Source organism: Pseudomonas sp. 1L-E-NC-VB-C3 (assembly GCF_057291535.1).
Map to the genome: position 1 here is coordinate 1 of NZ_JBXAWD010000027.1, position 20,704 is coordinate 20,704.

The 20,704-nt window shown below is 60.6% G+C and carries 14 protein-coding genes; 3 read left to right on the top strand and 11 right to left on the bottom strand.

All coding sequences use genetic code 11. The features are described from left to right. Positions 1-279: 279 nt before the first annotated feature. Complete coding sequence (mapR, locus tag AC0Z5Z_RS26380) at positions 280-1,689, top strand: GntR family transcriptional regulator MpaR (protein WP_485611849.1); 1,410 nt, start codon at positions 280-282, stop codon at positions 1,687-1,689. Between the two features lie 131 nt (positions 1,690-1,820). On the opposite strand, the gene AC0Z5Z_RS26385 is transcribed toward mapR, so the two are convergent. From AC0Z5Z_RS26385 to AC0Z5Z_RS26430, 10 genes are all read right to left on the bottom strand, one after another. Further along, entirely contained in the window at positions 1,821-2,567 is a 747-nt protein-coding gene (locus AC0Z5Z_RS26385) for an SDR family oxidoreductase (RefSeq protein ID WP_041480996.1), read from the bottom strand. Positions 2,568-2,702: 135 nt separating this feature from the next. Next, the gene (locus tag AC0Z5Z_RS26390; protein ID WP_150635393.1) at positions 2,703-4,784 is read right to left on the bottom strand and encodes a putative bifunctional diguanylate cyclase/phosphodiesterase; all 2,082 of its coding nucleotides are present in this window, start codon (positions 4,782-4,784) and stop codon (positions 2,703-2,705) included. Between the two features lie 301 nt (positions 4,785-5,085). Further along, positions 5,086-6,555: an efflux transporter outer membrane subunit gene (locus AC0Z5Z_RS26395; protein WP_150635394.1), complete on the bottom strand. Its 1,470-nt coding sequence runs from the start codon at positions 6,553-6,555 to the stop codon at positions 5,086-5,088. Continuing rightward, entirely contained in the window at positions 6,552-9,659 is a 3,108-nt protein-coding gene (locus AC0Z5Z_RS26400) for an efflux RND transporter permease subunit (protein ID WP_485611850.1), read from the bottom strand. Before AC0Z5Z_RS26400 ends, AC0Z5Z_RS26395 begins: the two co-directional genes overlap by 4 nt. A gap of 136 nt (positions 9,660-9,795) precedes the next feature. After that, entirely contained in the window at positions 9,796-12,897 is a 3,102-nt protein-coding gene (locus AC0Z5Z_RS26405; RefSeq protein WP_252878122.1) for an MdtB/MuxB family multidrug efflux RND transporter permease subunit, read from the bottom strand. Beyond that, positions 12,894-14,198 carry an MdtA/MuxA family multidrug efflux RND transporter periplasmic adaptor subunit gene (locus AC0Z5Z_RS26410; RefSeq protein WP_125916191.1) on the bottom strand — a complete coding sequence of 435 codons (1,305 nt, stop codon included), beginning with the start codon at positions 14,196-14,198 and terminating at the stop codon, positions 12,894-12,896. The genes AC0Z5Z_RS26405 and AC0Z5Z_RS26410 overlap by 4 nt, the downstream gene beginning before the upstream one ends. Before the next feature lie 174 nt (positions 14,199-14,372). After that, positions 14,373-14,873, bottom strand: a complete 501-nt coding sequence (tpx, locus tag AC0Z5Z_RS26415) for a thiol peroxidase (protein ID WP_076563099.1) — start codon at positions 14,871-14,873, stop codon at positions 14,373-14,375. A gap of 288 nt (positions 14,874-15,161) precedes the next feature. After that, the gene (locus AC0Z5Z_RS26420) at positions 15,162-15,839 is read right to left on the bottom strand and encodes a DUF3313 domain-containing protein (RefSeq protein WP_076563101.1); all 678 of its coding nucleotides are present in this window, start codon (positions 15,837-15,839) and stop codon (positions 15,162-15,164) included. A gap of 129 nt (positions 15,840-15,968) precedes the next feature. Next, complete coding sequence (locus tag AC0Z5Z_RS26425) at positions 15,969-16,943, bottom strand: hypothetical protein (RefSeq protein ID WP_485611851.1); 975 nt, start codon at positions 16,941-16,943, stop codon at positions 15,969-15,971. Positions 16,944-17,372: 429 nt separating this feature from the next. After that, complete coding sequence (locus AC0Z5Z_RS26430; protein WP_375123667.1) at positions 17,373-17,864, bottom strand: hypothetical protein; 492 nt, start codon at positions 17,862-17,864, stop codon at positions 17,373-17,375. A 197-nt stretch (positions 17,865-18,061) separates the two neighbouring features. Here AC0Z5Z_RS26430 and AC0Z5Z_RS26435 point away from each other — a divergent pair, with 197 nt between their 5' ends. Beyond that, entirely contained in the window at positions 18,062-18,754 is a 693-nt protein-coding gene (locus tag AC0Z5Z_RS26435; protein WP_310219931.1) for an aspartate/glutamate racemase family protein, read from the top strand. Position 18,755: 1 nt separating this feature from the next. On the opposite strand, the gene AC0Z5Z_RS26440 is transcribed toward AC0Z5Z_RS26435, so the two are convergent. Further along, positions 18,756-19,274 carry a GNAT family N-acetyltransferase gene (locus AC0Z5Z_RS26440; RefSeq protein ID WP_460061192.1) on the bottom strand — a complete coding sequence of 173 codons (519 nt, stop codon included), beginning with the start codon at positions 19,272-19,274 and terminating at the stop codon, positions 18,756-18,758. A gap of 627 nt (positions 19,275-19,901) precedes the next feature. On the opposite strand from AC0Z5Z_RS26440, the gene AC0Z5Z_RS26445 reads away from it, so the two are divergent. Further along, complete coding sequence (locus AC0Z5Z_RS26445; protein WP_315435023.1) at positions 19,902-20,261, top strand: DUF6124 family protein; 360 nt, start codon at positions 19,902-19,904, stop codon at positions 20,259-20,261. The last annotated feature ends 443 nt before the right edge of the window (positions 20,262-20,704 follow it).

Below are 20,704 nucleotides of genomic sequence, written 5' to 3' on the forward strand. Positions count from 1 at the left end.
ACCGAGTCGATTATGGATTCGGCAAAGCACTGTCAGGTCGGCGTATTTCATCAGCATCCCCCAATCAGTCCCCTCTCCCGGAGGGAGAGGGAGCCAACCGAGGTGTCTGTCGCTATGCATCGACCTGAAAGACCGAGTCGATTATGGATTCGGCAAAGCACTGTCAGGCCGGCATATTTCATCAGCATCCCCCAATCAGCCCCTCTCCCTCTGGGAGAGGGCTAGGGTGAGGGCTCCTTCCCTGACACCCCACAAAATCAAGTCCACCAAGGCCCACCGATGAAACGCTACGAAAAATTCGCCGACGACATCGCTGAACTGATCCGCTCCGGCGTCCTCGGCCCCGGCCAGCGGGTGCCGTCGGTGCGCTACGCCAGCCAGACCTACGGCGTCAGCCCGTCCACGGTGTTCCAGGCCTATTACCTGCTCGAACGCCGTGGCCTGATCCGCGCCCGGCCGCGCTCCGGTTACTTCGTCAACGCCCATACGCCGAGCACATTCTCCGAGCCGGTAATCAGCAGCCAGGTCAATGAATCCACCGAGGTTGACGTCAGCGAACTGGTGTTCTCGGTACTCGATTCGATCAAAGACCCCAACACCGTGCCCTTCGGCTCGGCCTTCCCCAGCCCGACACTGTTCCCGCTGCAACGCCTGTCGCGCTCCCTGGCCAGCGCCGCGCGGGAGATGGATCCGCGCATGGTCGTCACCGATATGTCGCCGGGCAATCCGCAACTGCGCCGGCAGATTGCCCTGCGCTACATGGTCGGCGGGCTGATGTTGCCGATGGAAGAATTGCTCATCACCAACGGTGCCCTCGAAGCGCTGAACCTGTGCCTGCAAGCGGTGACCGAGCCCGGTGATCTGGTGGCCATCGAGGCCCCGGCGTTCTACGCCAGCCTGCAGGTGCTCGAACGCTTGAAGCTAAAAGCCGTGGAAATACCCGTGCATCCGCGTGACGGCATCGATCTCGGTGTGCTCGCGCAAACCCTCGAACGTCACCCGATCAAGGCCTGCTGGTGCATGACCAGTTTCCAGAATCCGATGGGCGCGACTGTGCCCGAGGCGAAGAAACAGGAACTGGTCGAACTGCTGCGTCAGCATCAGGTGCCGTTGATCGAAGACGACGTCTACGCCGAGCTTTATTACGGGCAACAGGCGCCAAAACCGGCCAAGGCTTTTGATACCGAAGGATTGGTCATGCATTGCGGCTCGTTCGCCAAAAGTCTCGCGCCCGGTTATCGCATCGGCTGGGTGGCGGCCGGGCGTTTTGCGCAGAAAATCGAACGGCTGAAGCTGATGACCTCGCTGTGCGCTTCGATGCCGGCGCAAGCGGCTATCGCCGATTATCTGCAACACAGCGGCTACGATCGGCATCTGCGCAAACTGCGTTATGCCCTGGAAGAACAACAGAGCGCGATGCTCGCGGCGATTGCCCGCTACTTTCCGGCGCAGACCCGGGTCAGCCAACCGGCGGGCGGCTACTTTCTATGGCTGGAATTGCCGGAGCAGATGGATTCGCTGAAGCTGTTTCAGATGGCACTGGCACAAGGCATCAGCATCGCGCCGGGGCCGATTTTCTCGCCGACCCAGCGTTTCAGAAATTGCATTCGCTTGAATTACGGCAGCCCGTGGACCGAGGAATCGGAAAAGGCCATGGAGACGTTGGGGCGGATTGTGCGGTCGTTCTGAGGGATAGATGTTGTCTGGACTGGCCCCTTCGCGAGCAGGCTCGCTCCCACATGGGGTCTGTATTCACAAATCCACTGTGGGAGCGAGCCTGCTCGCGAAGAGGCCGGTTTTAACACTGCAAACCCACCGGTTTACCGCCCACCCCCCAAATCAACAAACGTCCCGGTCGCATACGATGCCTTGTCCGACAGCAACCAGACAATCGCCTCCGCCACTTCATCCGGCCGCCCGCCCCGGGCCATGGGAATCGCCGATTCGAGCTTGCTGACCCGATCCGGGTCGCCGCTCAGCGCATGGAAGTCGGTATAGATGTAGCCCGGACGCACGGCATTGACGCGAATGCCCTCACCCGCGACTTCTTTCGACAGACCGATAGTGAAGGTGTCGAGCGCACCCTTGGATGCGGCGTAATCAACGTACTCGTTCGGCGAACCGAGGCGTGCCGCGACCGAGGAGACGTTGACGATGCTGCCGCCCTGCCCGCCATGTTTGGGCGACATGCGCAGGATCGCGTGCTTGGCGCAGAGGATCGGCGCCAGCACATTGGTTTTCATGATTTTGAGGATGCGGAATTCGGACATCTCATCGACCCGCGATTTCTGTCCGACGGTGCCGGCGTTGTTGACCAGCGCGGTGACACGGCCCAGTTCGGTGTCGACGCGATGAAACATCGCGATCACTTCGTCTTCGATGCTGACATCGGCGCGAACCGCGATGGCCTGCGCGCCCAAGGCGCGAACCTGCTCGAGCACGCTGTGTGCGGCCTGTTCATCCGACTGATAGTTGATGCAGATCCGGTAGCCCTGTTCGGCTGCCAGCAATGCCGTAGCCGCGCCGATTCCGCGCCCGCCCCCGGTGATGACAATGACTTTATCCATGCTGGCCTTCCCCCACGTGCACACGTAACAGTCGGGGGAAGAATAACTGCCATTCATGGCTTTTGCATGAGTTCTGGTGTTGCCGCCATCCCCTGTGGGAGCGAGCCTGCTCGCGAAGAACGATGACTCGGTATCTCAGACCACCGCCAGCCGTTGCCCACGCACGATGTCCTGCATGAAGCGCTCCGCCGGCATCGGATGGCCGAGCAGATAGCCCTGCAGCGAATCACAGCCCAGTTTGGTCAGGAAGTCCTGTTGCGCGCCGGTTTCGACACCTTCGGCGACAATCCGCAAATCCAGGGCCTGCCCCAGCGCAACGATCGCCGAGACGATTGCGGCATCATCGCTGTCATGCTCCAGATCGCGGACGAAACCGCGGTCGATCTTCAGCTCATTGGCCGGCAAACGTTTGAGGTACATCAGGCTGGAATAACCGGTGCCGAAGTCGTCGATCGACAGGTCGACGCCCATGTCCGACAACTCTTGCAGCACGGTCATGCTCGCGTCAGCGTCGCTCATCGCTGTCGTTTCAGTGATTTCCAGGGTCAGGCTGTTGGCCGGCAAGTGGTGGGTCGCCAGCGCCTTGGCCACGCTTTGCACCAGCCCGGCATGGCAGAACTGCAAGGCCGAGAGGTTCACGGCGATGCGCCAGTCGGTGTAACCGAGCACGTACCATTCGCGCATCTGCCGGCAGGCTTCGTTGAGCACCCATTCGCCCATCGGAATGATCAGCCCGGTTTTCTCCGCCAGATCGATGAATTTATCCGGCATCAGCATGCCATGCAGCGGATGCTTCCAGCGCAGCAGCGCTTCGGCACCGACCGGGCGGCCATTGGCGGCGTCGAATTTGGGCTGGTAATGCAGGCAGAACTGGTTGTGCTCGATGGCCGCGCGCAGGTCCTGTAACAGTTGCAATTGTTTGCGCGCGTTGGTGTTCATCGACGCATCAAAGAAGCTGTAGCCGTTCTTGCCGCCGCCCTTGGCGTGGTACATCGCAGCATCGGCGTTCATCAGCAGTTCCTGGGCGTTGTCACCGTTGCCCGGGTACAGGGCGATGCCGACGCTGGCGGAAATCTGCAGATCATGTTCAGCGACGCGGAACGTGCGACCGATGAGGCTGACCTGACGCGCAGCCAGGCTCAAGGCGTCATTGGGCTCGCTCAAACGCACCAGCAGAACGAACTCATCGCCGCCGATCCGCGCAAGAGTGTCCTGGCTGCGCAAGTCTTCACGCAGACGCGCGCCGACCTCGCGCAGCAATTGGTCGCCCATGTGATGGCCGAATGCGTCGTTGACCGGTTTGAAGCCGTCGAGGTCGATGAACATCAAGGCGAAGCAGCCACCCTGCTCTTGCACCTTTTTGATCGCCTGATTGATGCGGTCGTCGAGCAGCATGCGGTTGGGCAGACTGGTCAGCGGATCGTGCAGGGCCAGTTGGGTGAGTTCGCGGTTGGCCACCGTCAGCGAGTGCGCCAGATCAGCCGTGCGCGCTTCGAGGCGGGCGTCGAGAATCGAGGTCAACAGGGCAATCGACAACACCGCCAGCGTAGTGACCACGACCAGGCTATCGAGGCCATTGCCCTTCAAGCCATTGAGCGTCGCGCCGCAGAAACTGCCGTCAGGAAATTGCGCCGCCGCCATGCCGGTGTAGTGCATGCCGACAATCGCCACACCCATGATCACCGCCGCGCCGGCACGAATCAGCCGCACATAGGGCGAGTGCTGACGCAGGCGAAAGGCAATCCACAATGCCGCTGCCGAGGCGCCGACGGCGATCAGCAGGGAGGCACTGAACAGGGTCGGGTCGTAATCGATGCCCGGTGTCATGCGCAGCGCGGCCATGCCGGTGTAGTGCATGGCGCTGATGCCCGAACCCATGATCAGCGCACCGAAAGCCAGTTGCGCCAGCGGCAGTTTCGGTTGGCTGACCAGCCACAACGCGAAGCCGCAGGACAGCACCGCGATCAGCAGCGACAGCGCAGTGAGGGCGAAGTCGTAGCCCAGGTCGATCGGCAATTTGAAGGCGAGCATGCCGATGAAATGCATCGACCAGACGCCAACGCCCATCGCCAACGCCCCGCCCGCCGTCCAGAAATGCACGGCCCGGCCTTTAGCCGTGGCAATGCGCCCGGTGAGATCGAGCGCCGTGTAGGAAGCCAGAATGGCCACGCACAACGAAATGAAAACCAGGGTGAAGGAGTAGCTGCCGATGAGCATGGACGTTCTCGTGACAAGCCGAAACCGTACTGCTTCCATTCTCGGTCGGGCAAATGCGGCGATTGTACTGATTGCGCGGAAGAACGCACTGACAAAGTAACCAAATTGCCATCAAGCCGATGAAACGCTTGTTCGATCGTCCTACAAGACTCTGCGGTGGGCTTTAACCTCACCCTGTGAAAGCGATCTCATGCCAGACAAAAATCCCCGTGGGAGCGAGCCTGCTCGCGAAGGCGTCGGCACAGCCACCATCGTAGTTGCCTGACCCACCGCTTTCGCGAGCAGGCTCGCTCCCACAGGTTCAGCGGTTGTCGCTGACGTCGAGTTGGCCGTCCCAGCCGCCGCCCAGCGCGGCGATCAGTTGCACGCTGGCGATCAGTCGGTTCTGCAGAATATTCAGCACACTGCGTTCGTTGCTCAGCGCTGTGGCTTGCACCACGACCACGTCGATATAGGCAATCAGGCCCGCCTTGTACTGGTTTTCCGTCAGGCGCAGGGAATCGCGGGCGGCATCCAGCGCTTCCTGGCGCACTGCTGCTTCGTCTTCATACACCTTGAGCTGGACCAGGTAGTTTTCCACTTCGCGGAAACCGTCGAGCACAGTCTGGCGGTAGCGCGCGACGGTTTCGTCATAGGCTGCCTCGCTGCGGTCAACCTCGGCCGAACGAATGCCACCGTCGAAAAGAGGTAACGACAGCTGCGGGCCGACCGACCAGAAACGGTTCGGCAGGCTGATCAGGTTTTTCGAGGTACTGCTGCTGTAGCCGCCGCTCAGGCTCAGGGTCAGGTCCGGGTAATACGCGGCTTTCGCCACGCCGACATTGGCGTTGGCGGCGATCACAGAGCGCTCTGCCGAAGCGATGTCAGGACGGCGTTCGAGCAATTGCGAAGGCAGGCTCAACGGCACTTGCGGCAGATTCGGGATGTTCTGGCTTTCGGCAATGCTGAAGTTGGCCGGGGCTTCGCCAGTGAGCACGGCAATGGCGTTTTCAAACTGTGCGCGCTGCCAGATCAGGTCGACCAGATCGGCCTGGGTGCTTTTCAACTGGGTTTGCGCCTGCGCCACCGCATCGCGCCCGGAAACCCCGGCGCGGTACTGGTTCTGCGTCATCTTCAGTGATCGCTCGTAAGCGGCAACCGTGGCTTCAAGCAAACGCTTCTGCTGATCGATGACGCGCAGTTGCAGGTAGTTCTGCACCAGCTCCGACTGCTGACTCAGACGCATCGCCGCCAGATCGGCAAAACTCGCCTGGGCGTTGGCCTCATCCGCCTCCAGCCCACGGCGCAGCTTGCCCCAGACATCGGCTTCCCAACTGACGCCCAGTTGCGCGGTGTAGGTATCACGAATACCGCTTGAGGAACTGCTCAGGCTCGAACTGCTGCTGCCGGTGCCCTGACTGGAGCGGTTCTTGCCCAGACTCAGGTCGACACTGGGGTAAAACGCCCCGCGTGCACTGCGCACCAAAGCCTGCGCCTGACGAAACTGCGCTTCGGACTGGGCGACGGTCTGGTTGGAGCTGTTGAGTTTTTCCACCAAGGCGTTGAGCTGCCGATCGCCGTACAACTCCCACCAGGCGCCCCGGGCCAGCGAGTCGCTGGGATTGGCCTGACGCCAGCCTTCGGCTTCCTTGAACTGAGCGATTTCGGCAGTTTGCGGGCGCTGGTAGTCCGGGCCGACTGCGCAAGCGCTGAGCAGCGCCACGCACAGCGACAGGCTCAATAGGCGCGAGCCGCGGACGGTGGCCAATTGGATAAGCGAACGGTCAGTCATAGCGGAGTTTCCAGAGCGGCATCAGTACGCACGCCACGCCATTTGTTGAAGCGATGGCGCAGCTTGTCGAGATAAAGGTAAACCACCGGGGTGGTGTAAAGGGTCAGGACCTGGCTGAACACCAGGCCGCCAATGATGGTCAGGCCCAGCGGCTGGCGCATTTCCGCACCCTCGGCGCGGCCGAGCAGCAACGGCAAGGCGCCGAGGATCGCCGCCAGCGTGGTCATCAGGATCGGCCGCAAGCGTTGCAGACAGGCGCTGCGGATCGACTCCAGCGGCGACAGGCCCTGATGACGCTCCAATTGCAGCGCCAGATCGATCATCAGAATGGCGTTCTTTTTCACCACGCCGATCAGCAGGAATATCCCCAGCAGGGAAATCAGGCTGAACTCGCCGCCCAGCGCATAGATCGACAGCAACGCGCCAACCCCGGCCGAGGGCAAGGTCGAGAGAATGGTCAGCGGGTGGATGTAGCTTTCATACAGCACACCGAGCACCAGATACACCGCCAGCAATGCACCGAGGATCATGAACGGCTGGCTCTTCTGCGTGGCGGCGAAGGCGTCAGCGGTGCCGGCCATTTTCGCGATTACATCCTCCGGCAAACCGACCTTGGCGATCGCTCGTTCGATGGCGGCGCTACCCTGCTCCACGGTCACGCCTTCGGCCATGTCAAAGGAAATGCTTTCGGACGCGAACTGGTCTTCATGACTGACCCGGTCGTTTTCCAGGCTGTTTTCGTAATGGGCGAACGTCGACAGCGGCACGCGCGCACCGTCAGCGGTAATCACCTCGACCTGCTTGAGCGTCACCGGATCCTGGGCGTATTTCGGATTGACCTCCATCACCACCTGATACTGGTTGAGGCTGTCGTAGATCGTCGAAATCTGCCGCTGGCTGTAAGCGTTGTTGAGCACGGCGGTGACCATGTTCATGTCGACCCCCAGGCGCTTGGCCTGATCCCGGTCGACAATCAGTGTCACCTGCTGCGCCCCGGCACCTTCGCGGGCATCGATGGCGGTCAGCTCGGGCAAGGCGCGCAACGCGGTGACCACTTTCGGGAACCACTTGCGCAATTCAGCGAGGTCGCCGCTTTGCAGGATGTAGGTGTATTGCGAACTGGTCTGCTCGCGGCCGCCGCCAAATTGCAGGTCCTGGTCGGCCATCAGCATCAACTGCGCCCCGGGCACCTTGGGCATTTCCTTGCGCAGACGCTCGATGACTTTCTGTGCCGACAGCTGGCGCTCCTTGATCGGTTTCAGGCGCACGATCATGAAGGCGTTGTTGGTGCCGTTGTTACCACCAATGAAGCCGGCCACGCTTTCCACCGCTTCGTCCTTGAGCACGGCGCGGCGGAAGGTTTCCATTTTCGGCTGCATGACGTTGAACGACAGACCGTCGTCGCCACGCACGAAACCGATCAACTGGCCGGTGTCCTGCTGCGGCAGGAAGGTTTTCGGCACCACCACATACAGCGCAATGTTGACGCCAACAGTGAGCAGCAGACTGAACAAGGTCAGACGCCGATGACGCAATACCCAGTCGAGGCTGGTGGCGTATTTGCCGACCATCCAGTCGTTGGTCTTGTGGCTCCAGCGTTGCAGGCGGTTTTCCTGCCCCGGCGTGTGCGGCTTGAGCCAGCGCGCGCAGAGCATTGGCGTCAGCGTCAGGGAAACCACGAGCGACACCACGATTGCCGCCGCCAGGGTGATGGAAAATTCGCGAAACAAGCTCTCGACCAGCCCGCCCATGAACAGGATCGACAGGAACACCGCCACCAGCGAAACGTTCATCGACAGCAGGGTAAAACCGACTTCCTTGGCGCCGAGGTACGCGGCCTGCATCGGCTTGACGCCTTCGTCGATATGCCGGGAAATGTTCTCCAACACCACGATGGCGTCGTCCACCACAAGACCTGTGGCGAGAATCAGCGCCATCAGCGACAGGTTGTTCAGCGAGAACCCGTACAGGTACATCACCGCAAAGGTACCGACCAGCGACACCGGCACCGCCAGCGTCGGGATCAGCGAGGCGCGGAAGTTACCCAGAAACAGGTAAACCACCAACACCACCAGGGCGACGGCGATCAGCAAGGTCATTTCGGCTTCGTGCAGCGTGGCCTTGATCACTGGCGAGCGATCCATGGCCAGATTGAGTTTGACGCTGGCCGGCAGCACCGCTTGCAGCGCCGGCAACTGCGCCTTGATCTCGTTGACCGTCTCGATGATGTTGGCGCCGGCCTGACGGTTGATCACCAGTAGCACCGCCGCATCGTCGTTGAAGAAACCGCTGTTGTAGCGGTCTTCGACGCCATCGCTGACTTTCGCCACGTCCTTGAGACGCAACGCGGCGCCATCGGCGTAGTGAATGATCAGCGACTCGTAATCCTTGGCTTTCTCCAACTGGTCGTTGGCCTGGATCTGCCACAAGCGCTCGCCGTCCTCGACCGAACCCTTGGGCCGCCGTACGTTAGCGTCGGCAATGGTCTTGCGCACATCGTCGAGAGCCACGCCGTACTGGTTCAACGCCTGCGGTTCGAGCTCGATGCGCACCGCCGGCAGCGAACTGCCACCGATCTGTACTTCACCAACGCCCTGCACCTGCGACAGGCTTTGCGAGAGGATGGTCGAAGCCAGGTCGTAGAGCTGGCCTTTCTCCAGCACATCCGAGGTCAGCGACAGCACCATGATCGGCGCCTGCGACGGATTGACCTTTTTATAGGTCGGCATGCTGCGCATCCCGCTCGGCAGCAGATTGCGCGAGGCGTTGATCGCCGCCTGCACTTCCCGCGCCGCGCCGTTGATGTCGCGGTCGAGGTCAAACTGCAGAATCACCCGCGTCGAACCCTGACTGGAGCGGCTGCTCATGGTATTGACGCCGGCAATCGCACCGAACGAACGCTCCAGCGGCGTCGCCACCGTTGAAGCCATCACCTCGGGACTGGCGCCCGGCAGACTGGCCTGAACCACGATCACCGGGAAATCCATCTGCGGCAATGGCGATACCGGCAACAGACCGAAGCTGACCCCACCGAGCAACATGATTGCCAGGGATAGCAGCATGGTTGCCACGGGGCGTTTGATGAAAGGGCCGGAGAGGTTCATCGACTCTTGTTCTCCCCGCATACCTCTGTGGGAGCGAGCCTGCTCGCGAATGCGCCCTTACCTTCAACTTTGGCAGTGACTGACCTCCCGCTTTCGCGAGCAGGCTCGCTCCCACAGGGGAGATATATTCCGACAGTCATACCGCGACCTCTTCACCTTCGGCTTTGGATTTGCCAAAGCGCCTTCCGAGGCGGTCGAAGTACAGGTAAATCACCGGCGTGGTGAACAGCGTCAACACCTGGCTCACCAACAAGCCGCCGACCATCACCAGACCCAACGGCTGACGCAGTTCCGCGCCAGACCCCGTGGCCAGCATCAGCGGCACTGCGCCGAACAACGCCGCCAGCGTGGTCATCAAAATCGGCCGGAAGCGCAGCAGCGCCGCTTGATAGATCGCCTCTGCCGGGGCCATGCCCTGGGTGCGTTCGGCGTCGAGGGCGAAGTCGATCATCATGATCGCGTTCTTCTTGACGATACCGATCAACAGAATGATGCCGATGATCGCGATCATGCCCAGGTCGTTGCCGCTGAGCAGCAACGCCAGCAAGGCACCGACTGCGGCGGACGGCAAGGTCGAAAGAATGGTGATCGGGTGGATGTAGCTCTCGTAGAGCACACCGAGGACGATGTACATGGTCACCACGGCCGCCAGAATCAGCAGCAAGGTGCTCGACAGCGAAGCCTGGAACGCCTGCGCCGCGCCCTGGAACTGAGTCTGCACGCCGACCGGCATGCCGATGTCCTGCTGCACCTGCTCGATGATGTCCACGGCATGCCCCAACGCCACGCCCGGCGCGAGGTTGAACGACATCATCACCGCCGGGAACTGGCCGATGTGAGTGATCGCCAATTGCGCCTGACGCTCTTCAACATGCGCCAGACTCGACAGGCGTACCTGCGCGCCGTCGGTGGTCTTGACGTGAATCTGATCCAGCGCCTGCGGGCCGATCTTCTCCCCGGCCTGGGCTTGCAGCACCACGCGGTACTGGCTGGCCTGGGTGTAAATGGTCGAAATCTGCCGCTGGCCGAAGGCGTCGTACAGCGCATCGGTGATATTCGCCACCGACACGCCAAGGCGCGATGCGGCGTCGCGGTCGATCACCAGATAGACCTGCAAGCCTTTGTCCTGCAGATCACTGGCCACGTCGGTCAACTCCGGACGCTGGGCCAGGGCTTCGACCAGACGGCCACTCCACTGGCTGAGCAATTCCGAGTCCGGCGAGGACATGCTGAACTGGTACTGGGTGCGGCTGACCCGGTCCTCGATGGTCAGGTCCTGCACCGGCTGCATGAACAGACGAATGCCGACCAGTTTGTCCAGTTGCGGTTGCAGGCGAGAAATCACTTCACTGGCCGTCAGATCGCGCTCGCCATGGGGCTTGAGGTTGATCAGCAAGCGGCCGCTGTTGAGCGTGGCGTTGTCGCCGTCGACGCCAATGTAGGACGACAGGCTCTGCACCGCCGGATCTTCGAGAATGATCTTCGCCAGTTGCTGCTGCCGCTCGCCCATCGCCGCGAAGGAGATCGACTGCGGCGCTTCGGAAATACCCTGAATCACGCCGGTGTCCTGCACCGGAAAGAAACCCTTCGGCACGATCACGTAGAGGAACACGGTCAACGCCAGTGTGCCGATGGCGACCAGCAAGGTCAGCGGCTGATGCTTGAGCACCCAGCGCAGCATCCGCCCGTATTCCTTGATCATCCAGTCGATGAACGCACCGCTGGCGCGGTAGAAACGGCCTTGCTCGTGTTCCTGCGGTTCACGCTTGAGCAGGCGGGCGCACATCATCGGCGTCAGGGTCAGCGACACCACCAGGGAAATCAGGATCGCCACCGCCAGGGTGATGGCGAATTCGCGGAACAGGCGCCCCACCACGTCGGCCATGAACAGCAGCGGAATCAGGACGGCGATCAGCGACAGGGTCAGGGAAATCAGGGTGAAGCCGATCTGTTTCGCGCCCTTGAGCGCGGCCTGCATCGGGTTGTCACCTTCTTCGATGAAGCGCGAAATGTTCTCGAGCATGACGATGGCGTCGTCGACGACGAAACCGGTGGCAATGGTCAGTGCCATCAACGTCAGGTTGTTCACCGAGAAACCGGCGAGGTACATCACGCCGAAGGTGCCGATCAGCGACAGCGGCACGGCGACCGAGGGAATGATCGTCGCACTGGCGCGGCGCAGAAACAGGAACGTGACCATGACCACCAGCGCGATAGCGATCAGCAGTTCGTGTTGCACGTCGGTGACCGAGGCACGGATGGTCTGGGTGCGATCCGTCAGCACCGTGACGTCGAGGCCGGCCGGCAGGTTGTCGGTGATGCTTGGCAGCAAGGCCTTGATGCGGTCGACCACTTCGATAACGTTGGCGCCGGGCTGTCGCTGGATGTTCAGCAACACCGCCTGATTCTGGTTGGCCCACGCGGCCAGACGCTCGTTCTCGGCGCCATCGACGATTTCCGCGACGTCCTTGAGCCGCAACGGTGCGCCGTTCTTGTAGGTCAGGATCAGATTCGCGTAGTCCTCGGGCGAGGTCAGTTGGTCGTTGGCATCGAGCATCGACACCCGGGTCGGGCCATCGAAGTTGCCTTTCGGCTGGTTGACGTTGGAGGCGCCGATCAGCGTGCGCACGTCCGACAGATTGAGGCTGTTGGCCGCCAGCGCTTCGGGGTTGACCTTGATCCGCACCGCCTGACGCTGGCCGCCGGCAATGCTGACCATGCCGACGCCGCTGATCTGGGCGATTTTCTGCGCCATGCGCGTATCGACCAGATCATTGAGCTTGGGCAGCAGCATGGTTTTCGAAGTGATGGCCAGGGTCAGCACCGGGGTGTCCGCCGGGTTGACCTTGTTGTAAACCGGCGGTGCTGGCAAATCGGTCGGCAGCAAATTGGTCGCCGCGTTGATCGCGGCTTGCACCTGCTGTTCGGCGACGTCCATGTTGATGTCGAGGCTGAAACGCAGGGTCAGCACCGAAGCGCCGCCGGAGCTGGTCGAGGCCATTTGCGTCAGGCCCGGCATCTGCCCGAACTGGCGTTCAAGCGGCGCGGTGACGGCGCTGGTCATCACGTCCGGACTGGCGCCGGGGTACAGGGTCATCACGCGGATGGTCGGGTAATCGACCTGCGGCAAGGCCGAAACCGGCAGCAGGCGATAAGCGATCAGGCCGGCCAGGACAATGGCCAGCATGCTCAGGGTGGTGGCTACCGGACGGAGGATGAACAGCCGCGAAATGTTCATGCGCCCTTCTTGGCCTTATCGGCTGTGGTCGCATCGGGATTGGCGGCAGATTTGCCTTGCAGGTGTTCGGTCGGCGAGGTCGGCACTTCGCTGCTGTCATTGACCACTTCGACTTCGCTGCCCTCCTTCAGGCGATCGGTGCCTTCGAGCACCACGCGATCACCCGCGGCGAGGCCTTCGGTGACCACGGTGTTGTCACCGTCACTGGCACCGATTTTCAGTTGGCGAATGGTAACTTTCTTGTCGCCGTCCAGCGCATAGACAAAGGTGCCATTGGTGCCGAACTGAATCGCTGCCGACGGTGCCAGCACTACACCTTTGAGCGTGTCGGCCAGCAAATGAACATTGACGAACTGATTGGGGAACAGCGACTGGTCGCGGTTATCGTAACGGGCCTTGAACTTGAGGGTGCCGGTAGCGACGTCGATCTGGTTGTCGAGGCTTTGCAGCACACCGGTAGCCTGCAGCTTGGTGTCGCCCCGATCCCACGCTTCGGCAGGCAGTTTAGCTCCGCTGCGGTAACGCGCGAGCACGGTGTCGAGGCTGTTCTCCGGCAAGGTGAAGGCAACGCTGATCGGTTGCGTCTGGGTGATCACTGCGAGGAACGTCGTGTCATTAGCGGCGACGAGGTTGCCGACGTCGACCTGACGCAGACCGACGCGACCGGCAATCGGCGCGCGGATCTTGGTGAATTCGAGATTGAGCTTGGCGTCGTTGACCGCCGCCTGATTGGTCTTGACCGTGCCCAGGTACTGGCCAACCAGCGCTTCGGCGGTGTCGAGGGTCTGTTTGGCGATGCTGTCTTCTTTGTACAGGCCGCGGTAACGCTCGACGTCCACCTGAGCGTTTTTCAGTTGCGCCTGATTCTGCAGCAACGTGCCTTCGGCCTGGAGCAAAGCGTTCTGGTAAGGACGCGGATCGATCTCGGCCAACAGGTCGCCCGCCTTGACCATCTGCCCTTCTTCGAAATGAATCTTTACCAGCTCGCCGCCCACGCGGCTGCGAACATTGATGGTGTTCAGCGCGGTGACCGTGCCCAGCGCCTTGTAATACAGCGGGAAGTCGCCCTTCACCGCCGGCGCCACACGCACCGGAATCGGCCCGGTACCGCCGCCGAAGCCAGGCCGCATCATTCCCGAGCGCCCGGTATGCCCAGCGGCCGCTTTGTCGCCGCCCGCCTTGTCAGCAGAGCCGGTGGGCCAGAATTTCCAGCACAGGACAGCGATGACCAACAGGACCAGCAGGCTGATCAGCCAGCGACGGGATTTGCGGGGGGACGATTGCATGGAGTTATTGACCATTGGGCGCGTGGGCTTCTATTTCGGGAGGCTGAACGATAAGCACTGAGTCGATTTAAGCAAAGCAGCTTTACCGGCAATTTACCTTCCACTTACGTTTCAAGGTGTGAGGCAAAACCCTGATACACAAATGAAAACGGCCTGGACAGGGCCAGGCCGTTAACAATTGTAAAAGTCTTACTTGAGAACGGACAGTGCCGCTTCGTAGTTAGGCTCTTCGGCGATTTCCTTGACCAGTTCGCTGTGCAGAACGGTGTCGTTTTCGTCCAGCACCACAACGGCGCGAGCGGTCAGGCCTTTCAGCGGGCCGTCAGCAATGGCCACGCCATAGTTTTCGATGAACTCGCTGCCGCGCAGGGTCGACAGGTTCTGTACGTTTTCCAGACCTTCAGCACCGCAAAAGCGTGCTTGGGCGAATGGCAGGTCAGCGGAGATGCACAGCACCACGGTGTTGCTGATGTCGTTGGCCTGGGCGTTGAACTTGCGCACGGAGGTGGCGCAGGTCGGGGTGTCGACGCTTGGGAAAATGTTCAGGACTTTGCGCTTGCCGGCGAAGTCTTGCAGGGTGACGTCGGACAGATTGCCGGCTACCAGGGAAAAGGCTGGCGCCTTGGAACCGGCTTGTGGCAACTGGCCGTTGACTTGAACCGGATTGCCTTTGAGGGTGACTTGAGCCATGACTTGAGTCCTTCTGTTTTTTGATTGGAAAGCATGCAAGAGGCGGAAGTTAACCACGAAATCGGCTGACGACCTATGCCCTGTTTGAAATTGTTGGGTGCTGAGCGGTGAAATTGTATACAACCCACCGCAGCTTCCCTGAAAGGGTGAGCCTGCTAGCGAAAGCGTTGTGTCAGGCAGGACATTCGAAACTGATACACCGAAATGCGAGCAGGCTCACTCCCACACTGAATACGTGTCCAGTGTGGGAGCGAGCCTGCTCGCGAAAAGGCAACCAGCCTTACTGCATCATTTGGCTTCAGATTTGAGTTTCAGATACGACTGATGCAGATCGCTTGCCCAGCCATCGATCACCGCTTTCATGTCGTCGGCTTTCATCACCTGGGAAGAGTTTTCCAGCGGTTTGCCGGTACCTTTGCGCACCACCTGCGCGATGACATGATTGGTCGCACCATCCATGAATACCGCTTCGGTGGCCAGCGTGGTTTCCTGGTCGCGGATACCAGTGGCCGTGCTTACTGCTGCGGCGACCAGTGCGATCGGGATCACTTCATAGACTTGCAGGCCTTCGGTCTTGCTGCTGACTGCGGTAATCGCCGGACGCACCACAATTACGCCCGGCCCGGGACCTGCGGCCAACGGCAGCGATTTGCCGAGTTCGCGCTTGAGCGCCTGATCGTAATAACTGGTGATGCCGTTGAGAGTCTGCTGGGGGATTTTCTCGGTGGCTTGCGGCTTCGGGTAGAGCTGGCTTGGCTCTACGTAAACGCTGGTGAATTTATTGATGTCGAGTTTCGGGTCCATCCAGCGCATCACCTCGGCACCAGAGGGTGACTTGGCCTCCTTCAGCTGGCTGTAATCCTTGAGAAAGCCGGAATACTGGTCAGGCTCGACGGTTTTGCTGGAACAACCCACCACGCCAAGGGTGGCAATGCACAGCGTGCCCATCACGACGGCTAGCTTCATGCTGTAATTCCTTTGAGAAGGCCAAGACATTTTGCATAGGGGAGATACAGGTATAGCCAAAACCCCGGCAAATGCGATGGCCAATTGCAAAGTTCACATCCGACAGCGCGTGTGCCTCGCCAACCGGTATTACCAGGACGATGTCTCGCCACTGCGCAACGCCATCTCTCGCCGGCTATTGGCGCGCATCGCCTTGATCAGCGATACCGTTCCCACCAGCAAAATCGCCGCACCAAACAGAAAATCGATGTTGTACAGCTGGAAATCTTCCACCGGCCCGATCAGTAATGTCCGCACCACCGCAATCCCCACCAGCGTCGCGAGAAAGTCGATCCCCGGTTCATCGCGGTAGAACACCAGCATCAGTGGCAGGCACAGCACCAGCAGAAGCAACAGCACCACGACCTTGAACGAGCCTTTGCGTTCGACGCTGAACGCGCACTCATGCGCCCCGTACGGCTTGTAGTCCTCATCGCGGATCATCGAGTCTTTCTCGTTGATGTAGTCGGCGCGGTTGTACTTCTGGATCGGCGTAAAGGTGTTGGACATCTCCATCAGCGTGGTGATGTTCTTGAAGCGCAAGTCGATGCGCTCGCTGCCCTTGAGGTAATACAGCACCGGTTTATAGCCGTAGCGATAGGTATCGAAGGGGAACGCGGCAGTCTGAGCGTGCACGCCGATTGCGCGAGGCTCAAGTTCGGCGAAGGCGCTTTTATTGGTCGACGAGAGGTTGCGGCTCAGCGGCTGCACCTTGACCTGCTCGAGGAAGCTCGGCGTGACGCCGAACGACCACTGCAGCGGTTCCAGACGCAGGCGCAGTTCGTTGCGGCCCAGGTCGTAGCGGTTGAAGGTTCGTTCGGAAACCACCAGCGAGCCGCCAACCATGAATTCGCCGCGCAGGTTGTTGGTGACGCGCAAGGTCAGTTGATCCTTGCCCAGCAACGCCGCTTCACTGGTCGGTGGCGTGCCGCACCACGCGGTGCTTTCGCCGACACCGCCGAGCTGGCCGTCGCGGTTTTCCTTGAATACGTAAAAGTAACTGGCCCACAGCGTCAGCAGCAAAAGCGACGCCGTGAGACCGAGGATTTTTTTACCCGGACTCACTGATCAGACTCCCTTCTTCGGTTCCATCGCCCAGCCGAAAACCCGCTGGCGACGGCGACTCTACCAAAAGGCCATCAGTGACCCAAGGGAAAATACCGGATTGGCACCGAACCTAAGGGTTTCCCCGGTCTACGCCTCACTCCTCCTGCGGATGTGGCGCTGGCCCGGCGTCATGCTCAGATTGCTTGAGGGCTCAGGTGATGGAGATGCTTTTTGATGCGCTGGGCGTGATGTTTTTGTGGCTGGCGGCGGGCTGCCCTCACCCTAGCCCTCTCCCAGAGGGAGAGGGGACTGACCGAAGTGTTTGTAGGACTCACGTCGACCTGAAATATCGCGTCGAGCTCAAGTTTTGAACATCACTCGGTCTGCCCCCTTTCCCCCTCGCCCCCTTGGGGGAGAGGGCTGGGGTGAGGGGGTAAGCTTTTGATCTTAACCGCGATCGCGAGGTATCAGGCTCTGCAATTGCTGAGCAAGGAAATCGGCGTCGAAGGCAAACGTATCCGGATCCTTCAAGCCATTGGTCTTACGCCACTGCCATGCGCCATCCGCCAGGCCAACCAGCGAAATACTCCCGTACCGCGCCGCCGTCAGCCCCATCACTGCCAGGGAAATCTGCCCGCCGCTGCCCATCACATCCGGCACAAATTCCACCGGTTTGCCGGCAATCACAATGCTCAATTTTTCCGTCTTGAACGTCGAGGTTTCCACCGGCACGCTCGGCCCGAACGCGACATACGCCTCGCGACTGACCTCCAGCAGATTCGGCGCCTTGACCGGTTCAAGCCATTGCTCGATCTCGTCGAACAGCGCGCCAATTCGAGCCGCCCAAGCAGCCGATTGCGTGGTGAACAGTTGCTTCTTGTGCGCTTCGCTTTCGGCATAGTGGCGAAGCATTTCGCCCAGTTGCTGTATGTCGTTCATTGCGGTGTTCCTCGGAAAGGACCTGCGAAGGGTGATAGTGGCAGATCCCCGGCGCGGCGTACGTTTAGTTCTTGCAGATGCACAGTTGCGGGAAAGATCGGCGGTACAGTCAGTCGGTACTGGCGTCGAGTCTCGAACAGAAGGAAACTTCAGGCAGCCCTGAATGCTCGACACTGACATTTGCTTGAGGAAATCCAATGCGCACCATCGGCCTTATCGGCGGCATGAGCTGGGAGTCCAGCGCCGAATACTATCGCCTGATCAACCAACAGGTTCGCGAGCGCCTCGGCCCGTTGCGCTCGGCGCAGTTGCTGATGTACAGCGTCGATTTCGGTCCGGTCGAACAGGCCCAGCACGCCGGGCGCTGGGACGATGCAGCGGCGATTCTGGTGGATGCCGCGCGCAGGCTTGAAGCCGGTGGCGCAGAATGCGTGGTGCTGTGTACCAACACCATGCACAAGGTCGCCGAGCAGATTCAGGCGGCGATCAGCATTCCGTTTTTGCACATTGCCGAACCCGCCGCGCAGGCTGCACTGGAAATCGACGCGCGCACCGTCGGTTTGCTCGGCACCGCGTTCACCATGGAGCAGGACTTCCTCAAGCAGCGACTGATCGCCCAAGGCCTGACCGTGCTGGTGCCGGATGATGCCGAGCGCAAAGAGGTGCACCGGATCATCTACGACGAACTCTGCGTGGGTGTGATCAGCGAACAATCGCGAGAAATCTATCAAGGCGTCATCCAGTCCCTGACCGCCCGTGGCGCCCAGGCAATCATCCTCGGCTGCACCGAAATCGGTCTGCTGATCAAACCCGAACACAGCGCCCTGCCCCTGCTCGACACCACTGAACTGCACGCGCAGTCGGCAGTGGCGTTCGCACTGGGCGACTGACTCAGGCTTTCGGGCTATTGCGTAGACGGGCCATGCTCAGGGTGTCGACCCACTGCCCGTCGCGCACCGCGTAATCACGCAACAGCCCTTCGGCCTCGAAACCGAACTTGCGGTAAAGGCCGATGGCTGCCTCGTTATCGGCGTACACCGTGAGTTCGACGCGGTGCAGATTCATCCAGTTATCGGCGACCTCCAGCGCCGCCGCCAACAACATCGAACCGACGCCCTTGCCCTGCCAAGCCGCCCCGACTGCCATGCCGAAACTGCCGGCGTGGGCGCGGCGCATCCTTGAATAGGCTTCCAGACCGAGATTTCCGATCACCACGCCTTGGTCCAGGGCAACCAGTTTCAGCGCACGTTCGTTATCAGCCTGAAGTCGCTGGCGCCAGACCTCGGTGGATTGAAACGGCATTTGCAGCACTTGCCGTGCAACGACGGGGTCGTTGTAAAGCGCGGTGATACCCTCGAGGTGGGATTCGTTGGAGCGTTCGAGATGGATCGTGGAGGTTGGGTCTGACATGGGATCGGTCCTTGATCAGCGTGTGGCTGGTCACTCTAAACCGCTGATCTGGAATCTGGCGAGCGGCAATGGTGGGGGCGAGCCTGCTCGCGAAGGCGGTTGGCCAGTCACTGAAGCCTCGACTGGCAGATTGCATTCGCGAGCAGGCTCGCTCCCACATTTTGATCCAGCCCGGGCACAACCCCTGTGAGCACTGAAGATTCCTGTGGGAGCGAGCCTGCTCGCGAAAGCGACCTCATAGCCAACACCTGCTTCCCGGCAAAAACGTCTACCTTGCTGTCGCCAATTTTTTGCTTTTTAAACACCGCTGTTTAAAGGACACCTGCTGACACGCCTTCCAGGCTACAAATCCTTGCGTCGTTGCCTACAGCCAAGCCAGAATCCGCCGGCTTGTGCGCCTTGGGGGCGGGTTCTATTGTGGTGCGGTCGCTGACGAATCAGCGATCGGGTCTCGCAGCCCGTCGATCTCTGGACGCACAACACCCGCTGTTTTTATGGCGGCTGTACGTGGGAGACCTTCGGGTCTGCCGGTTCTAGAGTCCCGGTCTGCGACCCGCGTACAGCTGCCACCAACCATTTCGTATCGCAGCGAAAGGTGGCAGCTCCGTCGACTCTAGGAGCTTTACCATGATCAAACCCACACCCAACCCACCCCAAACCGACCCCACCTCTCCCTACGAATCCCTCGACTCAAAAAAACTTCACCAAGCCGCCGACCGCGCCCTCGACCACTACCTCTGCCCACCCGGCTCGACCCCACCGCCGTTCAGCCCCCGCGCCATGTACGCCGTCACCGCCGACACCAAAAACGAAGACCTGCTGGCCAACGCCTGCGAAACCCTCGCCTCAGCGAAAACCATCGCCCAGGAGTTCGCCGGATTGGTCAAGCCATCCCAGCGCCGAACGCTGATGGGGATTGCGCAGTTGATCATGCTCGGCGAACTGGCGGTGAATCGGGTGCTTGATAATCTGGAGTTGCCGCAGTAGCGGGCCTTTGATGATCGTTCCCACGCTCTGCGTGGGAATGCCTCAAGGGACGCTCCGCGTTCCAGTTCTGGGGGGACGCAGAGCGTCCCGGGCTGCATTCCCACGCGGAGCGCGGGAAAGATCAATGCGTAAGCAATGAAGATTCCTGTGGGAGCGAGCCTGCTCGCGAAAGCGTCGGAGCAGTCAGCGTTGCAACCGAACATTACGACAAATTCGCAAGCAGGCTCGCTCCCACAACAACCGCGCAAACAAGAGCCGGCTCGACCGCTCGTCTGAATACCGCTTGTACCTGTCAGATCTGACAGGTGTGCTTTTTTTCAAACTGGAGTGAGATAGATCCCATTCAATGCACGGCACGGCACGGCACGGCACGGCAAAATTCTCAGGGAGCGCTTCCATGGATATCCAGTCTTCGATTTTCAACGAATTGTTTGTCTTGTATC

Excerpts from the sequence above, each read along its gene's own strand:
- mapR (WP_485611849.1), top strand. The coding sequence starts at position 280 with ATGAAACGCTACGAAAAATTCGCCGACGACATCGCTGAACTGATCCGC.
- AC0Z5Z_RS26385 (WP_041480996.1), bottom strand. The coding sequence starts at position 2,567 with ATGGATAAAGTCATTGTCATCACCGGGGGCGGGCGCGGAATCGGCGCG.
- AC0Z5Z_RS26390 (WP_150635393.1), bottom strand. The coding sequence starts at position 4,784 with ATGCTCATCGGCAGCTACTCCTTCACCCTGGTTTTCATTTCGTTGTGC.
- AC0Z5Z_RS26395 (WP_150635394.1), bottom strand. The coding sequence starts at position 6,555 with ATGACTGACCGTTCGCTTATCCAATTGGCCACCGTCCGCGGCTCGCGC.
- AC0Z5Z_RS26400 (WP_485611850.1), bottom strand. The coding sequence starts at position 9,659 with ATGAACCTCTCCGGCCCTTTCATCAAACGCCCCGTGGCAACCATGCTG.
- AC0Z5Z_RS26405 (WP_252878122.1), bottom strand. The coding sequence starts at position 12,897 with ATGAACATTTCGCGGCTGTTCATCCTCCGTCCGGTAGCCACCACCCTG.
- AC0Z5Z_RS26410 (WP_125916191.1), bottom strand. The coding sequence starts at position 14,198 with ATGGTCAATAACTCCATGCAATCGTCCCCCCGCAAATCCCGTCGCTGG.
- tpx (WP_076563099.1), bottom strand. The coding sequence starts at position 14,873 with ATGGCTCAAGTCACCCTCAAAGGCAATCCGGTTCAAGTCAACGGCCAG.
- AC0Z5Z_RS26420 (WP_076563101.1), bottom strand. The coding sequence starts at position 15,839 with ATGAAGCTAGCCGTCGTGATGGGCACGCTGTGCATTGCCACCCTTGGC.
- AC0Z5Z_RS26430 (WP_375123667.1), bottom strand. The coding sequence starts at position 17,864 with ATGAACGACATACAGCAACTGGGCGAAATGCTTCGCCACTATGCCGAA.
- AC0Z5Z_RS26435 (WP_310219931.1), top strand. The coding sequence starts at position 18,062 with ATGCGCACCATCGGCCTTATCGGCGGCATGAGCTGGGAGTCCAGCGCC.
- AC0Z5Z_RS26440 (WP_460061192.1), bottom strand. The coding sequence starts at position 19,274 with ATGTCAGACCCAACCTCCACGATCCATCTCGAACGCTCCAACGAATCC.
- AC0Z5Z_RS26445 (WP_315435023.1), top strand. The coding sequence starts at position 19,902 with ATGATCAAACCCACACCCAACCCACCCCAAACCGACCCCACCTCTCCC.